Origin of the sequence: Novosphingobium sp., from assembly GCF_037133355.1 — a bacterium.
GTDB lineage: Bacteria > Pseudomonadota > Alphaproteobacteria > Sphingomonadales > Sphingomonadaceae > Novosphingobium.
Genome location: NZ_JBAXOI010000021.1, coordinates 1 through 17,256 on the forward strand (window position 1 = coordinate 1; position 17,256 = coordinate 17,256).

The 17,256-nt window shown below is 61.4% G+C and carries 18 protein-coding genes and 1 tRNA gene; 9 read left to right on the top strand and 10 right to left on the bottom strand.

The features are described 5' to 3' along the window. The first annotated feature begins 495 nt into the window (after positions 1-495). Together WCL10_RS17525 and WCL10_RS17530 are read left to right on the top strand one after the other, a co-directional pair. Complete coding sequence (locus WCL10_RS17525) at positions 496-714, top strand: antitoxin MazE family protein (RefSeq protein WP_336896937.1); 219 nt, start codon at positions 496-498, stop codon at positions 712-714. Further along, a complete protein-coding gene (locus WCL10_RS17530) occupies positions 714-1,061 on the top strand; it encodes a type II toxin-antitoxin system PemK/MazF family toxin (protein WP_336896938.1) in 348 nt (115 codons plus the stop codon). The genes WCL10_RS17525 and WCL10_RS17530 overlap by 1 nt, the downstream gene beginning before the upstream one ends. Before the next feature lie 104 nt (positions 1,062-1,165). On the opposite strand, the gene WCL10_RS17535 is transcribed toward WCL10_RS17530, so the two are convergent. The 4 genes from WCL10_RS17535 to WCL10_RS17550 all read right to left on the bottom strand — a co-directional run bounded on the left by WCL10_RS17535 (position 1,166) and on the right by WCL10_RS17550 (position 3,463). Beyond that, a complete protein-coding gene (locus WCL10_RS17535; RefSeq protein WP_336896939.1) occupies positions 1,166-1,432 on the bottom strand; it encodes an HNH endonuclease signature motif containing protein in 267 nt (88 codons plus the stop codon). A gap of 168 nt (positions 1,433-1,600) precedes the next feature. Beyond that, on the bottom strand, positions 1,601-2,083 hold the full coding sequence (locus WCL10_RS17540) for a hypothetical protein (protein ID WP_336896940.1): 483 nt from the start codon (positions 2,081-2,083) through the stop codon (positions 1,601-1,603). A 254-nt stretch (positions 2,084-2,337) separates the two neighbouring features. Beyond that, positions 2,338-2,769, bottom strand: a complete 432-nt coding sequence (locus tag WCL10_RS17545) for a hypothetical protein (protein ID WP_336896941.1) — start codon at positions 2,767-2,769, stop codon at positions 2,338-2,340. 184 nt (positions 2,770-2,953) lie between these two features. Then, a complete protein-coding gene (locus tag WCL10_RS17550) occupies positions 2,954-3,463 on the bottom strand; it encodes a hypothetical protein (RefSeq protein ID WP_336896942.1) in 510 nt (169 codons plus the stop codon). Positions 3,464-4,140: 677 nt separating this feature from the next. Between WCL10_RS17550 and WCL10_RS17555 the strand changes: the two genes are divergently transcribed. The 6 genes from WCL10_RS17555 to WCL10_RS17580 are packed head-to-tail and all read left to right on the top strand — an operon-like array spanning position 4,141 to position 9,649. Next, a complete protein-coding gene (locus WCL10_RS17555) occupies positions 4,141-4,608 on the top strand; it encodes a DUF2924 domain-containing protein (RefSeq protein WP_336896943.1) in 468 nt (155 codons plus the stop codon). Further along, positions 4,605-5,927: a recombinase family protein gene (locus WCL10_RS17560; protein WP_336896944.1), complete on the top strand. Its 1,323-nt coding sequence runs from the start codon at positions 4,605-4,607 to the stop codon at positions 5,925-5,927. The genes WCL10_RS17555 and WCL10_RS17560 overlap by 4 nt, the downstream gene beginning before the upstream one ends. Next, positions 5,924-6,310, top strand: coding sequence for a hypothetical protein (locus WCL10_RS17565; protein ID WP_336896945.1), 387 nt, complete (start codon positions 5,924-5,926; stop codon positions 6,308-6,310). Before WCL10_RS17560 ends, WCL10_RS17565 begins: the two co-directional genes overlap by 4 nt. Before the next feature lie 50 nt (positions 6,311-6,360). Next, positions 6,361-7,005 carry a hypothetical protein gene (locus tag WCL10_RS17570; RefSeq protein WP_336896946.1) on the top strand — a complete coding sequence of 215 codons (645 nt, stop codon included), beginning with the start codon at positions 6,361-6,363 and terminating at the stop codon, positions 7,003-7,005. A gap of 8 nt (positions 7,006-7,013) precedes the next feature. Then, positions 7,014-7,451 (top strand): hypothetical protein, encoded by a 438-nt coding sequence (locus WCL10_RS17575; protein WP_336896947.1) that lies wholly within the window; start codon positions 7,014-7,016, stop codon positions 7,449-7,451. Continuing rightward, positions 7,448-9,649, top strand: a complete 2,202-nt coding sequence (locus tag WCL10_RS17580; RefSeq protein ID WP_336896948.1) for an ATP-dependent RecD-like DNA helicase — start codon at positions 7,448-7,450, stop codon at positions 9,647-9,649. Before WCL10_RS17575 ends, WCL10_RS17580 begins: the two co-directional genes overlap by 4 nt. On the opposite strand, the gene WCL10_RS17585 is transcribed toward WCL10_RS17580, so the two are convergent. Both WCL10_RS17585 and WCL10_RS17590 read right to left on the bottom strand, forming a co-directional pair. Beyond that, positions 9,650-10,273 (bottom strand): plasmid pRiA4b ORF-3 family protein, encoded by a 624-nt coding sequence (locus WCL10_RS17585; protein WP_336896949.1) that lies wholly within the window; start codon positions 10,271-10,273, stop codon positions 9,650-9,652. Positions 10,274-10,589: 316 nt separating this feature from the next. Next, a tRNA-Ser gene (locus tag WCL10_RS17590) sits at positions 10,590-10,680 on the bottom strand. 78 nt (positions 10,681-10,758) lie between these two features. Here WCL10_RS17590 and WCL10_RS17595 point away from each other — a divergent pair. Next, the gene (locus WCL10_RS17595; protein ID WP_336896950.1) at positions 10,759-11,778 is read left to right on the top strand and encodes a peptidylprolyl isomerase; all 1,020 of its coding nucleotides are present in this window, start codon (positions 10,759-10,761) and stop codon (positions 11,776-11,778) included. A 43-nt stretch (positions 11,779-11,821) separates the two neighbouring features. Here the strand turns inward: WCL10_RS17595 and WCL10_RS17600 are convergent, their stop codons facing one another. The 4 genes from WCL10_RS17600 to WCL10_RS17615 form a co-directional block, all read right to left on the bottom strand. After that, on the bottom strand, positions 11,822-13,057 hold the full coding sequence (locus WCL10_RS17600; protein WP_336896951.1) for a calcium-binding protein: 1,236 nt from the start codon (positions 13,055-13,057) through the stop codon (positions 11,822-11,824). A 32-nt stretch (positions 13,058-13,089) separates the two neighbouring features. Continuing rightward, positions 13,090-13,422 carry a hypothetical protein gene (locus WCL10_RS17605; protein WP_336896952.1) on the bottom strand — a complete coding sequence of 111 codons (333 nt, stop codon included), beginning with the start codon at positions 13,420-13,422 and terminating at the stop codon, positions 13,090-13,092. A 252-nt stretch (positions 13,423-13,674) separates the two neighbouring features. Beyond that, on the bottom strand, positions 13,675-14,910 hold the full coding sequence (locus tag WCL10_RS17610) for a calcium-binding protein (RefSeq protein ID WP_336896953.1): 1,236 nt from the start codon (positions 14,908-14,910) through the stop codon (positions 13,675-13,677). Between the two features lie 525 nt (positions 14,911-15,435). Beyond that, positions 15,436-17,022 (bottom strand): calcium-binding protein, encoded by a 1,587-nt coding sequence (locus WCL10_RS17615; protein WP_336896954.1) that lies wholly within the window; start codon positions 17,020-17,022, stop codon positions 15,436-15,438. Positions 17,023-17,256: the final 234 nt, after the last annotated feature.

A 17,256-nucleotide genomic window follows, 5' to 3' on the forward strand; every position in this document is an offset into this window, starting at 1 on the left:
GCTCATCGCTAAACAAAAGCTCTTGCGCCGCAGGGGTCGTCCACACATGACCCCCAGCTTTCCACCAGCTGGGATTAGAGCCGTGCCGTTTTGTTGCGCATGAGCGGTGCGCCGTCGGTCGCTCTCCGAGGAACGCCTCCGCGACCAGCGTGTGAACGTTCGCCGTTCGCCCGCGTCCTCGGCTCCCGGTCGAAAGGGTGATGGATTTGTATCCATGTCGCGTCGTGCGCTGCTTCATAATCCTTCCGCACCAGCGGCGGCCGTCTGACAGGGTTCGATTAATCGAGCGAACGCGCCCCTCACTCGAGACTTCGTAACCTTCGTTCCCCGGTATGGCGCGCCACTCTTCGTGGGCAACGCTGCCGGCTGACTGCACCTGTTTCACGGCAGCTCTCCAGTTTTGACGGGAAGGGATTTTATCCGTCGGCACCGTCGGACTTGTGCGGTAGGTCGTCCGATGGTAAGTTACATGTAACTCTATGGAAGGAGGTCGATATGGTGGCTGCAGCATCTGGCTCTTCGCGCGAGAAGGTTCGCGCCCATCGCGTCCGCCTGCGCGAGCAGGGCATGCGCCCCATCCAGATCTGGGTGCCCGACGTGCGAGCGCCCAGCTTCAAGGCTCAGGCCCATCGTCAGGCGCTGGCCGTTGCCAACAGCGATCACGCCGGTGACGATCAGGCCTTCATCGATGCGATTTCTGAACCGCTCATCTGATGAAGCGCGGTGATATCTGGACCGTTTCCGGCGGCGGTGATTATGCGGGAAAACCCCGGCCGGTCGTTATCGTGCAGGACGACGTTTTCGACGCCACCCAGTCGATAACCATCTGCGCCTTCACGACCGATGAAACCGACGCGCCGCTGTTCCGGGTGTTGGTAGAGCCCAGCGAACGCAACGGGCTGCGCAGCCCCAGCCGCTTGATGGCCGACAAGATCACGACCGTGGCCAAATCTAAACTCGGTGCGCAAGTTGGACGATTGGGCGACGAGGACATCGTTCGCCTGAATCAGGCCATGCTGGTTTTCCTTGGCCTGACGGTATCGCCCAGAGCCCGGTCGTAAGTCATTTGACCCCCGGTCGCTAACTCGCGGGCGTGAAAACTTTGGGCCATGCGCGGTTTCCCTACCGAGAGGGCCTGAGTACGAACCGCCCCCCCGGGGTTCGGTCAGCTGCCAGGCCAGCCTTCCGGGCCAGTCCCAACGGTGCGCCGCAGCCCGAATTGCTCGGCCGTGCGGGCCTGATGGCAGTCGGCGCAGAGGCAGCGGATGTTGCTGTCCTCGTCCGAACCGCCACGGCTCAGCGGTACGATATGGTCCGGAACGGTGGCTTCCCGAACGATGCTTCGGCCTGCGCAGTCCCGGCAGAGCGGTTCAGCCTGCAAGCGCCTCAACCGCTGAACGACTGCCCTACGTCCGCGCAGTCGCTCAGCCATGCGCAACCCTCAAACGAAACACGCCCGGAAGCGGGTGGGCTCCGGGCGCAGTTCGCAACTCTCTAATTCGGAATGGCTAGAGGAATGTCAAAAGTCCGTCAACCCAAAATCGTACATTATCTCAATAGATTCAGTTTGTTAGATAACTTGCTAGGCGAGGTGATCTGATCACGAACTGTCCCTGCGAACCCGGAACAGCCCCACCAGAGCATCAAGGCCGTGGCAAAGATTCCGGAGGTCGGCCCGCGACCAGGCTGCAGCGTCCGTATCGTAGCAAGCTACCACGTGCACGAGCGCGCTGGGCTTACGACCCGTCGAAGCTGGGGCATCGCCGTCTGAGGTTCTGACCATCAGGATCGCTGCCGCTGCACGCCGCCGGACCCTCTCCACGAACTCGGGTTCGTGCACGCTCGTGTTCTGACCAAAGATCCCTTCGTCCAGCACCAACCCAGCGGCGGAATGCGGGTGGATCCGCGGCAGCCCCATGACCCCGCGGTTCCGGGCCATGAGTTCGCCATAGAGTTCGGCCGCAGCCAACTGCTCCGCAGCGATATTGCCGGCAAAACCGTTCAGCCCACTCGATGGGCACCAGCATGGGCAGACGGCCGATGCCCCAGTGCTGGTCCAGTTCCCGGCCGCGCTGATCGACACATTTGATGATGACCTGCATGTCGCTGATCTGCGCATACCGGGCCGGTGGCGTGCCTTTCATGCGCCCCTCCTTTCTTCGCTAAAGTTGAGGCTGACGATGCGCCTGAAGCGCAGTCGGAAGCCCCTAGGGGGTATGGGGGGGAAGCGACTGCGCGTTCCGACAGCTTCCGACCGTGCTTCCGCCGCCTTCCGACTGGCTTCCGACTGACGCAAAACCGTGCTTCCGACTGCTTCCGACAACTGGGTTTTGGGGCTCATCTGTCGGGCTCCAGGTACTTGACGACCCGCAATCCAGACGCCTTGCCGTGGAACTTTCCGGCCTCGGTGACGAGGTAGCCATGCTGCTGCCACTTGGTGATCGAGGTCTCCGCCTCGCGCTTGGTGACCCCATATTGGTCGGAGATCAGGTCGACCGCGAACCGCCCCTTGCGCCGGGCATGAGGGAATACGGACCAGGGCGCGCCGGCACGCCAGGCCTCGTCGATCGCCTGGAAGATATCTCGGATCTGGTGCCAGCTGAGGCGCTTTTCCCCGACCGGCGTTGCACCGGCGCCCAGCACCGGCACCAGCGTGCTTTGTTCAGGTCCAAGCCCCGTGGTGAGATCGACGACTTGCTGGTCGACGCAGTTGATGATGACCTGCATGTCGCTGATCTGACCATGACGGGTCGGTGGCGCGCCCTTCATGCGCCCCTCCTTTCTTTGCTGATAAATTGAGGCTGACGCGACGCGCAAAGCGGCTGCGGAAGCCCTAGGGGGTATGGGGGAACATAAGTGTAGCCTTCCGCATGCTTCCGCCCGTGCTTCCGCAACCTTCCGCAGGTGCTTCCGCAGACGAAAAACCTTGCTTCCGCAGCCTTCCGCAGAGCCCTCATTGGCCGCTCTCCATGTACTTGACGACCCTCAGACCGGATGCCCGGTTCATCGTTTTTCCGCCTTCGGTGGCCATGTAACCGCGCTGCTGCCACTGGCTGATGCAGGCCAGAGCCTCACGGGCAGACACCCCGTAGGTGTGGGTGATCATCTCGATGATATAGCGGCCGCGGCGCTTGGCCTGCGGGAACGCAGACCATGGTGTACCCGCGTGCCACTGCTCGTCGACGGCCTTGAAGATCTCATGGATCTGGTGCCAGCTGAGACCCTTCTGCTGGATGGGTATGGCGGCTGGCCCAAGCACCGGCACCAGCGTGCTCTGCTCGGCCCCAAGCCCCGTGGTGAGATCGACGACCTTCATCGTGAAATGTAGGTCGTCGAGTTCCTCGCCGTCCTTCTGCTTCTCGACCGACAGGACGGTGGTGGCCTCGTCCTTGGCGACCCGGATTGAGGCAGGCAGCTTCGCGGCACTGGCGTGCGGAACCCCCTGAAGGGAAAACTGCGACACTGCTGCAGTAGCCGTCGCCACTGCGGCGACTGCTGCGGTAGTAGTTTTTTCTTTAGGGGTTCCGCTACTACCGCAGCACCCTGTTTGCGGTGGTTTTGCGCAGTAGCACGATGCCACTGCCGCACATTCCGGCGCCTGCCGTATGATAGAAAAGGGCATCAGAGATACCCTCCCTCGACCGTGCCGGGGATGTTGTTCGGGTCTGTGCCACGGAGACGCCGGCATAGGTGCTGGGCGGAAATATGGTCGCAGTCAGGTCAATGATGCTCACGGTTCATGCCAATTCTCCCTTGCTGTGCCGAAGCGAACGGGAGCGCCTGCAAAGGGAGGTGCGCGGGTTGTGCGCAAAAACGCGCCGCCATTTGGCGCGCTTTGCGCTAAACCCTCCTCCCTTAAGGGCTCCCGGTATTTGGCGCGCACCGGTTGCGCTAAATATGTGCCAAATCATTTTGCTATTTGGCGCACTCATGAGGTTGTGGTCCGAACGCCGCGCCGCCCCACGAATTGTCCGTCGACGCCCGGCTGTCCGAGCTGGGCCGCATCCTCGCCGCGGGCGTTTTGCGCATGCGCGAACAGTCCAGTTCTATATCTACTGCCAGCGGAGATAGTTCACTCGCAATCTCGGCGGCCAAGAGCGTCAGTCGTCCCCGGGCACGAGCCCGAGTTGGAGGACGATAATGCAAAATCAGGCAATGAAGGTGGTGGCGGACGACACCCAGGTGCTGGCCAGGCTGGCGGCCCTGAAGGATATGACGGTAGTTGAACTGAAGGCGCATTGGCAGGCCCTGATCGGCACGCCTGCGCCCAACAACAGCCGGCCGTTCCTTGAACAGCGGCTGGCTTACCGGATCCAGGAGCTGACCTGGGGCGGCCCTTCCAAGCCGGTCAGGCAGCTGCTCGATGCCCTAGCTGACGAGGTCGAGGGCAAGAAGGTCCGCAGATCCGTGATCAGCGATCCCCGCAATCCGGTCATCGGCACCCGGCTGGTGCGCGAGTGGGACGGCGCTGAGCATGTGATCACGGTGCTGAACGACGGCTTCGACTGGCAGGGACGCCGCTACAAGTCGCTGTCCTCGATCGCCCGCGACATCACCGGCACCCGCTGGAACGGGTACCGCTTCTTTGGCCTGCGGGGGACAGCATGAGAGACACGCCGCCAACGCGCCGCCTTCGCTGCGCCATCTACACCCGCAAGAGCTCCGAGGAGGGTTTGGACATGGAGTTCAACAGCCTCGATGCCCAGCGCGAATCCTGCGAGGCCTATATCGCCAGCCAGCGTTCCGAAGGCTGGGCCTGCATGCGCGAGAACTACAATGATGGCGGGTTCTCGGGCGGGACGCTTGATCGCCCGGGGCTCAAGATGCTGCTCGAGGATATCGAGGCCGGGCTGGTTGACGTCATCGTCGTCTACAAGATCGACCGTCTGTCGCGCTCTCTGATGGACTTCGCCAAGCTGGTCGAGGTGTTCGACCGCAACAACGTGACGTTCGTGTCCGTGACGCAGGCGTTCAACACGACCACCAGCATGGGGCGGCTGACGCTGAACATCCTGCTGTCATTCGCCCAGTTCGAGCGCGAGGTCACCGGCGAGCGCATCCGCGACAAGGTCGCTGCCAGCCGCGCCAAGGGCATGTGGATGGGCGGGTTCGTGCCGATGGGTTACGATGTTGCGGGTCGTAAGCTGGTGATCAATGAGGCCGAAGCTGCCACGGTCCGGCACATGTTCCAGCGCTTTGTCGAACTGGGATCAGCGACCCTGCTGACCCGTGAACTGGTGGCAAAGGGCACCCTGAACAAGCGGGGCAAGCAGATCGACAAGGGGTTCTTGTACAAGCTGTTCCGCAACCGGCTCTATCTGGGTGAAGCAGTCCACAAGGGCACCAGCTATCCCGGCGAGCATCAGGGCATCATCGAGCCGCAGCTCTGGGATCAGGTGCACGCCATCCTGCAGGAAAGTCCGCGCCAGCGCGCCGCGAACACTCGGACGCGGGTACCGGCCCTTCTGAAGGGGCTGATCTTCACGGATCGCGGCATCGCCATGACGCCGACGTTCACCAAGAAGGGCAGCCGCCACTACCGCTACTATACCTCGATGGATGCGATCCGGAATCGGGCTTGCGAGGGCCGCGACGCCTTTGTCCGGCTGAATGCGGGACTGGTGGAAAACGCCGTCGTGCAACAAATCCGCGTCCTGGTCCGGACGCCCGAGGTCGCGGCGAAGGTGGCTGTGGTCCTGCAGGACTGCGCATCGATATCGAATGACAATGATGTGGTCGCTGCGCTGTCGGACTTCGACGGCCTCTGGACATCGCTGTTTCCAGCCGAGCAGGCCCGCATCGCTCGTCTACTTATCGACCGGGTCATCGTCAGCCAGCAGGGGCTGACCGTCGACCTTCGCACCGACGGCCTGAGCTCGGTCATCCGGGACATGCTGGCCCCGCGCCCGAAGGAGAAGGCCGCATGAGCGCCGCGCCTACGACCATGCGGGTGTTCGTCCCGCTCACCATCCGCAAGCGCAACGGGCGGCCTAAGATCGTCCCGCCTGCCGACATGGCGCCGGACACCGGTGTCGTGGATCCGCATGTGCTGAAGGCAATAGCCAAGGCATGGAGCTGGCGGAGGAAGCTGGAATCTGGTGCTCTGGCGACCATCGAGGATGTCGCCGATGCAGAAGGGGTCACGCCAGCGTATATCCGCCGCATGCTGAAGCTGGCTTATCTGGCGCCGGTGGTGCTGGAGCAGATCCTGATTGCGCGGACGTCACCGGCGGTGTCGCTGAAGGATATGTCGACGGCGGCAGAGTTGCCGTGGACGGCGCAAAAGGGAATCGTATTCCCGGCGGAATAGCCCTCGGCGCAATCTGGCGATGTGGCGGTCCCGTGCTATAACACGAAGCCATGCCGCCTAAGTTCAAATCCCCGACTGAAAAGACCCTGCGCGACCTGCTCGACAGATATGCATGCCCGGTTCCCTATCACGAAGTTCGCACGCGGTTTCTGGGCGGGCTTGCCTCTCCGATCATCGAGGCGTCCCCGCTGCCGATTGTGAAAGGTTTGTGGGGCGGCGAATTTCCGCCCTTCGACTCAATTGAGGACCTGAACGAACTGATCGATGTGCTGGTCAATGGCTTGTGGAACAGTCTGACCAAGCACAACAGCCGCTCTGCCCCGTTCCGCTTGCAGCGCCTTGCACTTGAGCCATCAGCTCAGAATCTTGCCAGACTCGCGCAGGTCCGTCGGCAGGAACTCGAGGGCTTTGTCGAAGGCCTGTTTAATGGCGAGGACCGGGTAGACCTGCCGGAACGCGCTCACAAAGCGCTTGGGCACCTTGGGGAACTTCGCGCCATGATGGCCGGAATTGAGGATCTCGTGGCTCGCGATATCCAAGCGGAAAACCGAACCCAGCTGGAGACGACATTCAAGCATGTAAGCGAACTCACCAAAATCATGGAGGCCGAGATCCATGAGGCCGTGATATCCTGCGCGCGAGCGCGGCGGCAGATGCTGGCGGGCATCGAACTGCCCCGGTCTTCCTTGCACTGATCGTCGCCATGCAATCCGAAGACAGCCTGCGAGAAAAACTCCGCAAGATCGAGGCGCTTTACGCAGGTGCCTCCACGGCCGGCGAAAAGGCCGCTGCCGGCGCTGCGGCTGAACGCATCCGCAAACAATTTGAATCGGCCAGCAAGAAAGAAAAGGCAGAGGAATTCAAGTTCTCGATTCCTGACCCATGGTCGCGCCAGCTCTTCATCGCGCTGTGCCGCAGGTATGGGCTCCGACCATTCCGCTACCCCCGCATGCACCGTCAGACGGTCATCATCAAAGCCCCGGCGGGCTTCGTAAAGACGATGCTCTGGCCTGAGTTTGAGGAGTTGAGCGAAGCCCTGACCGCCCACCTGCTCGAGATCACCGAGAAGATCATCCGGGAAGAGGTGCATGCTTCGACCGAGGATGCAGAGGAAGTCGAGGAGCCTCGGCGCCTGCGATGAACCAGCCTGCGCAATCACCCTCGGAAGTTCTTGTTGGTAATGTTGAACGGGTGACCTTTCACAGCGAGGAAAGTGGCTTCTGCGTCTTGCGGGTTAAAGCGCGCGGTCACCGCGATCTGGTAACGACGATTGGTCACGCTGCGATGATTTCCGCCGGGGAATGGATCACCGCGTCCGGCGAATGGACCAATGATCGGAACCATGGCCTACAGTTCCGGGCCCGGTTTCTCAAAACGTCGGAGCCATCCTCGATCGAGGGGATCGAGAAATACCTCGGCTCCGGCATGATCCGCGGGATCGGTCCAGTTTATGCCAAGCGGCTCGTGAAGATGTTCGGCAAGGACGTCTTCGATGTCATCGAGGCCACCCCTGAACGGCTGCGTGAGGTCCAGGGAATCGGCCCCATGCGCGCAGCCAAGATCACTTTAGCGTGGGCGGATCAGAAAGTCATTCGCGAGATCATGGTGTTCCTGCATAGCAATGGCGTCGGCACTGCGCGCGCCGTGCGCATCTTCAAGACCTACGGCGCTGATGCCGTGCAGGTGATGAGCGACAACCCTTATCGCCTCGCCAAAGACATCCGCGGGATCGGCTTTCGCACGGCTGACACGATCGCCGAGAAGCTGGGCATCGAGAAGACGGCCATGGTGCGGATTCGCGCTGGCGTCTCCTTTGCCCTCACCGAGGCCATGGGCGAAGGGCACTGTGGGCAACCCGTGACCGAATTGAAGCAGCTGGCAGCCAAGCTGCTCGAGGTCGAGGGCGCGCTGATCGAAACAGCGCTGGCGCTGGAACTGGAGGAGCGCACGGTCGTGGCTGACACGGTCGGCGACATCGACTGCATATTCCTTGGCGGGCTGTATCACGCCGAAAAGGCCATCGCAGACCGGTTAATGTCGCTGCTCAAGGGACAGCTGCCGTGGGCTGCCATCGACACAGAAAAGGCCCTGCCTTGGATTGAGGGGCGCACGGGCCTGACCCTTGCTTCCAGTCAAAGGGAAGCCGTGTCTCTTGCCCTACGCTCGAAGGTAACAGTGATCACCGGCGGCCCTGGTGTCGGCAAGACCACCATCGTCAATTCCATCCTGCGTGTCCTGGCGGCCAAGTCCGTCAATCTTCTTCTGTGCGCACCAACAGGGCGCGCCGCCAAGCGTATGGCCGAGGCGACGGGCATGGAGGCCAAGACGATACATCGCCTTCTGGAGTTAGACCCCAAGGCGTTCGGGTTCAAGCGCAGCGAAGACAACCCTCTCGAATGCGACCTGCTGGTCGTCGACGAAAGCTCGATGGTCGATGTCATGCTGATGCAGTCGCTGCTGAAGGCTGTGCCGGATACCGCCGCGCTTTTGATCGTCGGCGACATCGACCAGTTGCCATCGGTCGGGCCTGGGCAGGTCTTGGCCGATATCATCCAGTCGGATGCTGTCCCGGTGGTCCGACTGACCGAGGTTTTCCGCCAGGCCGCCCAAAGCCGGATCATCACCACCGCGCACCAGATCAACCGCGGCCGCATCCCTGATTTGGGCAAAGTTGAAGGCGATACCGACTTCTACTTCATGCCGGCGTCAGATCCGGAACAGGCCGTGCCGCGGATCATCGATCTCGTCGGCAAGCACATCCCGCGCAAGTTTGGTTTTGACCCGGTGCGCGAAGTGCAGGTGCTGTGTCCCATGAACCGCGGCGGGGTTGGCGCGCGATCGCTGAACATCGAGCTGCAGGCCGCGCTGAACCCCAATCCGACCGCCAAGGTGGAGCGCTTCGGCTGGACCTTCGCTCCTGGTGACAAGGTCATGCAGATCGAGAACGACTACGACAAGGATGTGTTCAATGGCGACATTGGCTACATCCAGTCTGTCGACACCGATGATGGCGAACTGCTGGTCGACTTCGATGGCCGCGAGGTAAGCTATCAGTTCGGCGAACTCGACACGCTGGTCCCGGCTTACGCCGCGACGATCCACAAGAGCCAGGGCTCGGAATACCCTGCCGTCGTCATTCCGGTCATGACCCAGCATTACGCCATGCTGCAGCGGAACCTGCTCTACACCGGCGTGACCCGAGGAAAGAAGCTCGTGGTGCTGGTCGGCCAATCCAAGGCAATCGCCATCGCGGTCAAGAATGAGTCCGGGCGGCGGCGGTGGTCAAAACTCGATGAGTGGCTTCAGGCTGCCGAGAACGTCAGACTGCGCTCCGCGTGATCAATCATTCGCAGGCTTGATGATGCGCTTGGCGGCCGCGTTGCGACGGGCAGCAATACGGCCAAGCGCGCCTTCGATCGGGAACACGTCCAGTTCTTCGGGATCATAGTCATCGAGCCATTCAACGACGTCCGCATGGTCTGGGTGCTTGGGGTCGACCCGTGCTTCAAGCATCTCGTAGAAACCGGGGATGCCGCCACAGTCCTCCGGCGGGCAGTCGCGCTCGCCGGCAATGAAGCGGGGATAGCCAGTTCCGGGTGCGCCTGCCCGGACGTCGCTGACAACAAGGCTGTGCTCCCAGCTGTCGCCAAAATCGTAGATGTAGTCGATCCGGGTCGTTTCGCCTGTCAGCACGTCACGCAAGCGAACCCGATCTGCCACCTTCCGGGGCGCGGTACCAAAGTCCTCGTCGATCGGCAGGCCGTAGGTCTTCCCGTCGATCACCATCTCCCAGAGGTGATAATCGCACCAGCCCATCGAGACCTGAACAATGTCGTGCAGCACCTTCAGGGTGATGGACGTGGGCACTTCATCCACGCGCCAGATCAGCGGATTGGAGCCCATAAGCTCGATGCGCAGAGTGGCGATTTCAGTGAAGCTGTCGATAGCGCTGCGGGTCGTCATGCCGAGAGCCATAGCAGACTGCGTGGCTTTTGGCCTGCTGCCGCCAGAAATACCACCAGTTGTATTCCCGTTTGCCAGCCGAGATTGGGCGGAAAAGGTTCGGTTGAACGAAAGCCAAAAAACCTTGGATTTACGTCGTTTCTGGAGACCGAGCCATTCCAGATCGGGTTCGGGTGAAAAGAGACAAAAGCCGATCAGAGACCGATTTTGGCCGGCCCGGCAGTCTCTGAGGTTCGCCCGTCATTGGCAAAATGGCGCGGAAGCTGGGGATTTTCTGGCCCCGTAGGACCCATCTCATGGATTCGCGATGAGATGTTGGCGGAGCGGGAGGGATTCGAACCCTCGATACGCTTTTGGCGTATACTCACTTTCCAGGCGAGCGCCTTCGACCACTCGGCCACCGCTCCGCATGCACTGGAAGCGCGGGCCCTAACCGCATGGAAGCGCTTTCGCAAGCGCGCGAAGGCTGGCAGAAGGGGTTTGTTATGAAACACCCGCTTCTGCTTTCCGTCGCCCTGCTGGCCAGCTGCAATGCCGCGCCCGCCCCTTCCCCCAAGCAAGAACCTGCGCCCACCGCTGCGCCTGCGAAAAATTCAGCGCTTGCGCCGGCCGAGATCGTTGCGGCAGCCCCTCCGGCGGACTGGGCGACCGTCGCGCCGTCCGATCTTCTGGTGATGGACCTTGCGCCCGATGCCAAGGGCGGAGCGCGGCGGGTGGTGGTCCAGCTTCTGCCGGCCCCGTTCTCGCAGGGGTGGATTGGCAATATCCGGATGCTTGCTGCCGCGAAGTGGTGGGACGGCACGAGCATCAACCGCGTGCAGGACGGCTATGTCGTGCAATGGGGCGATCCGGATGGCGAGGACAAGGTGAAGGCCAAGCCGCTGCCTGCTGGGCTGAATGTGGTGCCAGTGGAGGCGTATCAAGTCCCGTTCCAGAAAGTCATGATGGCCACGCCGGACGGCCGCCGAGTTGATCCTCTGCTGTCGCCTGTCGCTGTGCACTGGCGCAAGCCGCCCGACGTGCGCGATGACAGCTATTCCTTGCAGGTGGGAATGACTGCCTCTGGCTGGCCGGTGGCGAGCGACGGAAGCGCGATGTGGCCCATCCACTGCTACGGAACTGTCGGCGTCGGTCGCGACTATCCCCCCGACACCGGCTCGGGAGCGGAACTCTATGCGGTCATCGGCCAAGCCCCGCGCCAGTTGGATCGGAATATCGCGGTGGTCGGCCGGGTGATCGAGGGGATGGAGCACCTTTCCAGCCTGCCGCGCGGCACCGGCGATATCGGGTTCTACAAGACTGCCGAGGAACGCACCCCGATCCGCCAAATCCGCATCGGCACCGATGTGCCCGATCTGCCGCGCTACCAGTACCTCTCGACGGAAAGCGAGAGCTTCGCACGCTACGCCGATGCGCGGGCCAACCGGCGCGATGCGTTCTATATCCGCCCGGCTGGCGGGGTGGATATCTGCAACGTGCCGGTGCCGGTGCGGCGGGCGCCGTGAAAACTAACCGGGCGGTGCAAAATCGCACTACGCAGGCAGCAGTTCAGGCCAAGATCACGAAATCGATTAGCGTGAGCGCGGGATGCGTGCTTCCGCTGCCAAGTTGTGCAATCTGCCTGCAGGGGCTGTCTGCCCCAGTGCCGTCCGCATCGTAGTACAGTGCGCCACTGCTGCTGTCGTAAATGATCCGGTCGCTATCATCATGTGCCGTGTTCGCGCCAGACGCGGAATAGAATTCGGATGCAGCGAGGCTGCCTCCCGGCCCGGCCAAAAAGGTAAAGCCGATCTCGAAAGCGTCTTGCGTCAACGAAAGACCGATCTTGTCATTCTGTGCTGCAGAAAAATCGGTGATCAGGTCGACCCCGTAAAATGCGTTATCCGAGGCCAGGACAAACCGATCGGCACCCGTCCCACCGGTCAGCACGTCGGGCTCTTCCTGCCCGGCCAATGTATCGTTGCCCGTTCCGCCAACCAGCGTATCCTGGCCATAAGCCCCGACCAACACGTCATTTCCGCCGCCGCCGTTCAACCGGTTGCCATAGTCACCGTAAATCCCGGGTCCGTAGGAGCCATATAGCGTATCGTTGCCATCGCCGCCGACAATGCTGTCCGCGCCGGACCCGCCCAAGATCACGTTCGCGCCCGCATCACCCACAATCTTGTCATCGTAAATGGATCCGAGGACATTCTCGATCCCGACCAGCGTGTCCTTTCCGCCGCCACGGGTATCTTGTGGCCCGGCGAGGCCAAGCGTGACCACGACCCGAGCGTCGCTGTCTTCATAGCTGGCGGTATCGATACCGGCTCCGCCATCGATGCGGTCGTTGCCTCGACCGCCACGTAGCAGATCATTGCCGCCCAGACCGAGCAGAGTGTCATCACCGCCGCCTCCGGAAATCTCGTTGGCAACCTTGTTGCCAGTGAGGACGTCCGCAAAGTCGCTGCCGATGAGGCCTTCGATGCCCGACAACCGGTCAATGCCGGCGCCCCCGGTATCCTGCGCCGCGGTCAGGCCGAGATCTACCGTCACCCCTTTGCCTGCAGAGCCGTAGGTCGCGATGTCTGTACCGGCGCCGCCGCTGATCATTTCATTGCCCGTATCACCACTGATAATGTCGTTGCCCGCGCCGCCCAGAATGCGATCATTGCCGTCGTCGCCAGCGAGGGTGTCGTTGCCGGCGTTGCCCGTGATGACGTCATTACCGACAAAGCCGTTCATGACATCATCCTCGTTTGAAAGGACAATCACATCTGCGCCCTTGAGGGCTTCGGCGAACACCGCGACGGAGGCACCCGGCGCGACCCCGCGCACTACGTCGTTGAAAAGACCGACCGGCGCGTTTCCAAAAAGTTCGTAGGTAACCGTGGGGCGACACCGAAGACATCGCTGGAGAGGCCGACGATCGCCTTAATGGTGGTTCCTGTGACACTTCCGATCTTGTTGAAGTTGTGGTCGGCCCCGCCAAGGATGATCGCCCCAAGGTCCGTGTTCGCAAAGTTGAACCCGACCGAGCCGGGAAAAGTGATACCGTCGATATCAGCCGTGAGCGTACCGGCAGCGGAGACGTCAGAGTTACGCGGATCAAGTAGATCGTAGTACAAAGAATTGATATTAAAAGATGACTCTGCCTTGAACTTTGCCACAGACGGTCTCCAACCTGAGTGAACCCACCACTCTCGTTCATCGCGCAAGTGCTAGGCCCAAGCCCCGGACGCGCAATCGGAACTGCATCGCATTTGGCGCCATGTGAGACGCTTCTGCGCGTCGCGCGGAGCGCAAATGCGGGGCCCGCAAGTGGAGCCATCGTGTTGAAAGGAAGGCCTCTCTGCGCCCCTGGCAGGCAAGGTGCGACCTGCAACCTGCCAGGACGGCGAGGGCGTAAGCCGCGCCGCGTATCAGGCCACGATCACGAAATCGCTGAGCGTCAGCGCCGGATGCGTGCCCCCTACCCCAAGCAGGGCAATCTGAACGGCTCCGACCCCACCCTCGATATTGCCGTCGGGATCGTAGTAGAGCGCGCCGGTCATGCTGTCATAGATGATCCGATCGCCCGCATCCTGCGCGGTTGTCTCGCCCGAAGCGGAATAGAATTCGTCCGCGGCAAGGCTTCCCCCCGCACCGGCCGCGAAGGCGAACGGATCCGTTATATCACCATTGGCCAGCGACAGCGCAATCTTGTCGCCCTGCGCCGCGGAAAAATCGACGATCAGATCGAACCCACCATTAGGGTCCGCTGCCAGAACGAAGCGATCGGCGCCCGCCTCGCCCGTCAGGATGTCGACACCAAACTGGCCAACCAGCGTATCGTTGCCCGTCCCGCCAATCAGCGTGTCAATGCCATCGGCCCCGACCAGCAAGTCGTTGCCCGCGCCGCCGTCCAGCAGGTTGTTGCCGTCGGGACCGATCCCAAGCCCCAGCCCGCCATAAAGCTTGTCGTTCCCCACGCCGCCGTTGATGATGTCGGCACCGCCCCCGCCCCGGATTTCATTCGCGCCAGTGTCGCCGTTAAGCCGGTCGTTGAAATTCGAACCCGTGAGATTTTCGATGCTGACAAACGTGTCCGTCCCGCCGCCCCTGGTGTTCTGCGGCCCGGCGAGGCCAAGGGTAACGAACACCCGGCCCGAACTGGCGCTATAGCTCGCCGTGTCCAGACCGGTTCCGCCATCGATCACATCGTTGCCGGCACCGCCTTCCAGCACATCGTTTCCGCCAAGGCCTAGCAGCGTATCATCGCCGGCACCTCCCGAAAGCTGGTTGCCGATCTTGTTGCCCGTCAGGCGGTCGGCAAAGTCACTGCCGAGAAGGCTTTCGATGGCCGTCAGTCGGTCAGACCCGGCGCCGAACGTATTCTGGGCCACGGTTACGCCGAGATCGATGGTGACGGCTGCTCCGGCTCCGCTGTAGTCGGCCAGGTCCGTTCCGAGGCCGCCGTTGATCGTGTCGTTGCCCGCGTCGCCGCTGATGACGTCGTTGCCTTCTCCGCCCAGAATGGTGTCGTTGCCATCACCGCCCGACAGGCTGTCATCGCCGCCATTGCCCTCGATGCGATCATTGCCGCCATAGCCGCGCATGACATCGGCCGAGCCGGACAGGATAATCTGGTCGGCGCCCTTGAAAGCTTCGGCAAACACCGCGGAGCCTTCAACCGCTCCTCGCACGGCGCTCGTGAACAGACTGACCGGTACACTGCCGATAAGTACGTAAGTTGCATTACCTGAGGAAAAATCCCCGTCAAAACCACTAATGAGCTGGATTGTTGAGCCCGTTAGGTTTCGTGAACCATCCAACGACAGATCGGTCCCTCCCAGAACCACTGAATAGAAATCGCCAAAGCGCTCGTAATTCAAGCCGACCCCGGTCGGATAAGTAACGCTGCGGAACTCTGTCGCGCCGACAGCCGCGCTGACAAGAGATCCAATATATGGGTCTAGCGGCTGGTAATTCACAGAATCGATGTCGAAGGGCGAATAGGCCTCAAATCTTGCCAAAGTTGGTCTCCAGAACCTTCCGAAAAACCGGAATGTGTTTGAAAAACGATCGTAAATCCGCCCGACCGGCGATCAATCGACATCGCCTCCGATATGGCAGGAAGCGCGGTCATACAGCCGATCAGGGAGTGCGGCGCCGACCCTGGGCAGCGCCGCTGCGCCGGCCTGTCACGCCACAATCACGAAGTCGGCCAGCGTCAGCGCCGGGTGTGTGGTCCCGCTGCCAAGCTGGGCAATCTGGAAGGCATCTATCCCTCCGGCCAAATTGCCATCCGGATCGTAGTAAAGTGCGCCCGTGGTGCTGTCGTAGATGATCCGATCGCTCGCATCTTGAGCATTGGTGGCTCCGGCGGCAGAATAGAATTCATCCGCAGTCAGCTTCCCACCCGCCCCAGCTTCGAAAGCGAAAGCGTCATCCGTGTTCTTGGCCAGCGAGAGAGCAATCTTGTCATGCTGCTTCGCAGAGAAATCGACGATCAGATCGGTCCCGGAATATAGGTCGTACGCCAGAACGAAGCGATCTGCACCGGTCCCGCCCGTCAAGCTATCGGAATCTTCCTGTCCGACCAGCGTATCATTACCCGTGCCGCCGACCAGAGTATCCGGGTTGAACGCACCGACCAGCAGGTCATTGCCAGCTCCGCCGTTGAGAACATTGCGACCGTCAGCAAAAAAACCAGGCCCATACGATCCATAAAGCTTGTCGTTGCCGTCGCCGCCGGCGATGCTGTCGGCTCCGGCCCCACCCCAGATGATATTCGCCCCGTCGCTCCCCACAATCTTGTCATCGTAATCGGAACCGAAGGCGTTCTCGATGCTTACAAGCGTATCTGTTCCGCCGCCTCCGGTTTTCTGTGCTCCGACTATGCCAAGCTTGACCACAACCCTTGCCGAGCTGTCGCTGTAACTTGCGGTATCCGCGCCTACTCCGCCATCGAGCAAGTCATTGCCATCACCACCGGCAAGCACGTCGCTTCCTTCAAGGCCGATCAAGGTGTCGTCACCGCCACCTCCAGTGATGCCGTTGGCGCCCTTGTTTCCGGTAAGTTGATCTGCAAATCCACTGCCAACGAGATTCTCGATGCTTGTGAGCCGGTCGATCCCGCCGCCCAGCGTGTCCTGCGCCACGCTGATCCCGAGATTGACCGCCACAGCCGCCCCAGCGGAAGCATAGCTCGCAGTATCGATCCCCACGCCCCCGCTGATGATATCGTTGCCCGCATCGCCGCTGATGAAGTCGTATCCCGCGCCGCCCCAAATGCGATCATTGCCATCGCCGCCGTAGAGGCTGTCGTTCCCGGCATATCCATTGATGCGATCAGCACCGGCATATCCGCTCATCACATCGTTTTCGCTGGACAATTCGATGACATCGTCTCCTTTGAGCGCTTCGGAGAAGACAGAAGTACTCTCAACCCTGCTGTAGACAGCATCATTGAACAGGCTGACCGGCACATTTGCGACAAGGGAGTAAATCGGTGTGCCGGAGCTGAAATCTCCCGTGAAGCCTTGAATGAGCTGGATCGTAGTACCTGTCAGGTTTGCAGCCGAGCCCAGCCCTAGGTCAGCCCCGCCCAGCAGCGTTGCTTCGGGATTATCAAAGGCATAGTAGTAGTAGCCGACCGCAGCACGATAGGTCACTCCGGCGAACTCGGTCGTACCCGTCCCCCAGCTGATCGGATCTTCCCCGGGATTGAGGAGCCAGAAGTACACGTGGTTGATGTCGAACGATGAGTAAGCCTCAAATCGTGCCACGGGCGACCTCCAGCGCAGTCAGCATATCCCGGAACCGGGATCTCGACAGACGCTTAGGTCATGGCTGACGGTGATCAATCGGCGTCGCGTCCAATTTGGCAGTATCATCGTCCAGTCTTGCCATAGACTGCGCGATGGTGGCGGCCGGATGGCCACAGGATCGGGCCAAATGGCGTGCGTGTGAGGCCGATTGTCATGCCATCGACTTTTTGGTCCGAGACGGATCGCAGTTGG

Coding starts and splice junctions, on each gene's coding strand:
- WCL10_RS17575 (WP_336896947.1), top strand. CDS start 7,014: ATGCAATCCGAAGACAGCCTGCGAGAAAAACTCCGCAAGATCGAGGCG.
- WCL10_RS17535 (WP_336896939.1), bottom strand. CDS start 1,432: ATGGCTGAGCGACTGCGCGGACGTAGGGCAGTCGTTCAGCGGTTGAGG.
- WCL10_RS17570 (WP_336896946.1), top strand. CDS start 6,361: ATGCCGCCTAAGTTCAAATCCCCGACTGAAAAGACCCTGCGCGACCTG.
- WCL10_RS17595 (WP_336896950.1), top strand. CDS start 10,759: ATGAAACACCCGCTTCTGCTTTCCGTCGCCCTGCTGGCCAGCTGCAAT.
- WCL10_RS17560 (WP_336896944.1), top strand. CDS start 4,605: ATGAGAGACACGCCGCCAACGCGCCGCCTTCGCTGCGCCATCTACACC.
- WCL10_RS17545 (WP_336896941.1), bottom strand. CDS start 2,769: ATGAAGGGCGCGCCACCGACCCGTCATGGTCAGATCAGCGACATGCAG.
- WCL10_RS17555 (WP_336896943.1), top strand. CDS start 4,141: ATGCAAAATCAGGCAATGAAGGTGGTGGCGGACGACACCCAGGTGCTG.
- WCL10_RS17585 (WP_336896949.1), bottom strand. CDS start 10,273: ATGACGACCCGCAGCGCTATCGACAGCTTCACTGAAATCGCCACTCTG.
- WCL10_RS17530 (WP_336896938.1), top strand. CDS start 714: ATGAAGCGCGGTGATATCTGGACCGTTTCCGGCGGCGGTGATTATGCG.
- WCL10_RS17580 (WP_336896948.1), top strand. CDS start 7,448: ATGAACCAGCCTGCGCAATCACCCTCGGAAGTTCTTGTTGGTAATGTT.
- WCL10_RS17525 (WP_336896937.1), top strand. CDS start 496: ATGGTGGCTGCAGCATCTGGCTCTTCGCGCGAGAAGGTTCGCGCCCAT.
- WCL10_RS17565 (WP_336896945.1), top strand. CDS start 5,924: ATGAGCGCCGCGCCTACGACCATGCGGGTGTTCGTCCCGCTCACCATC.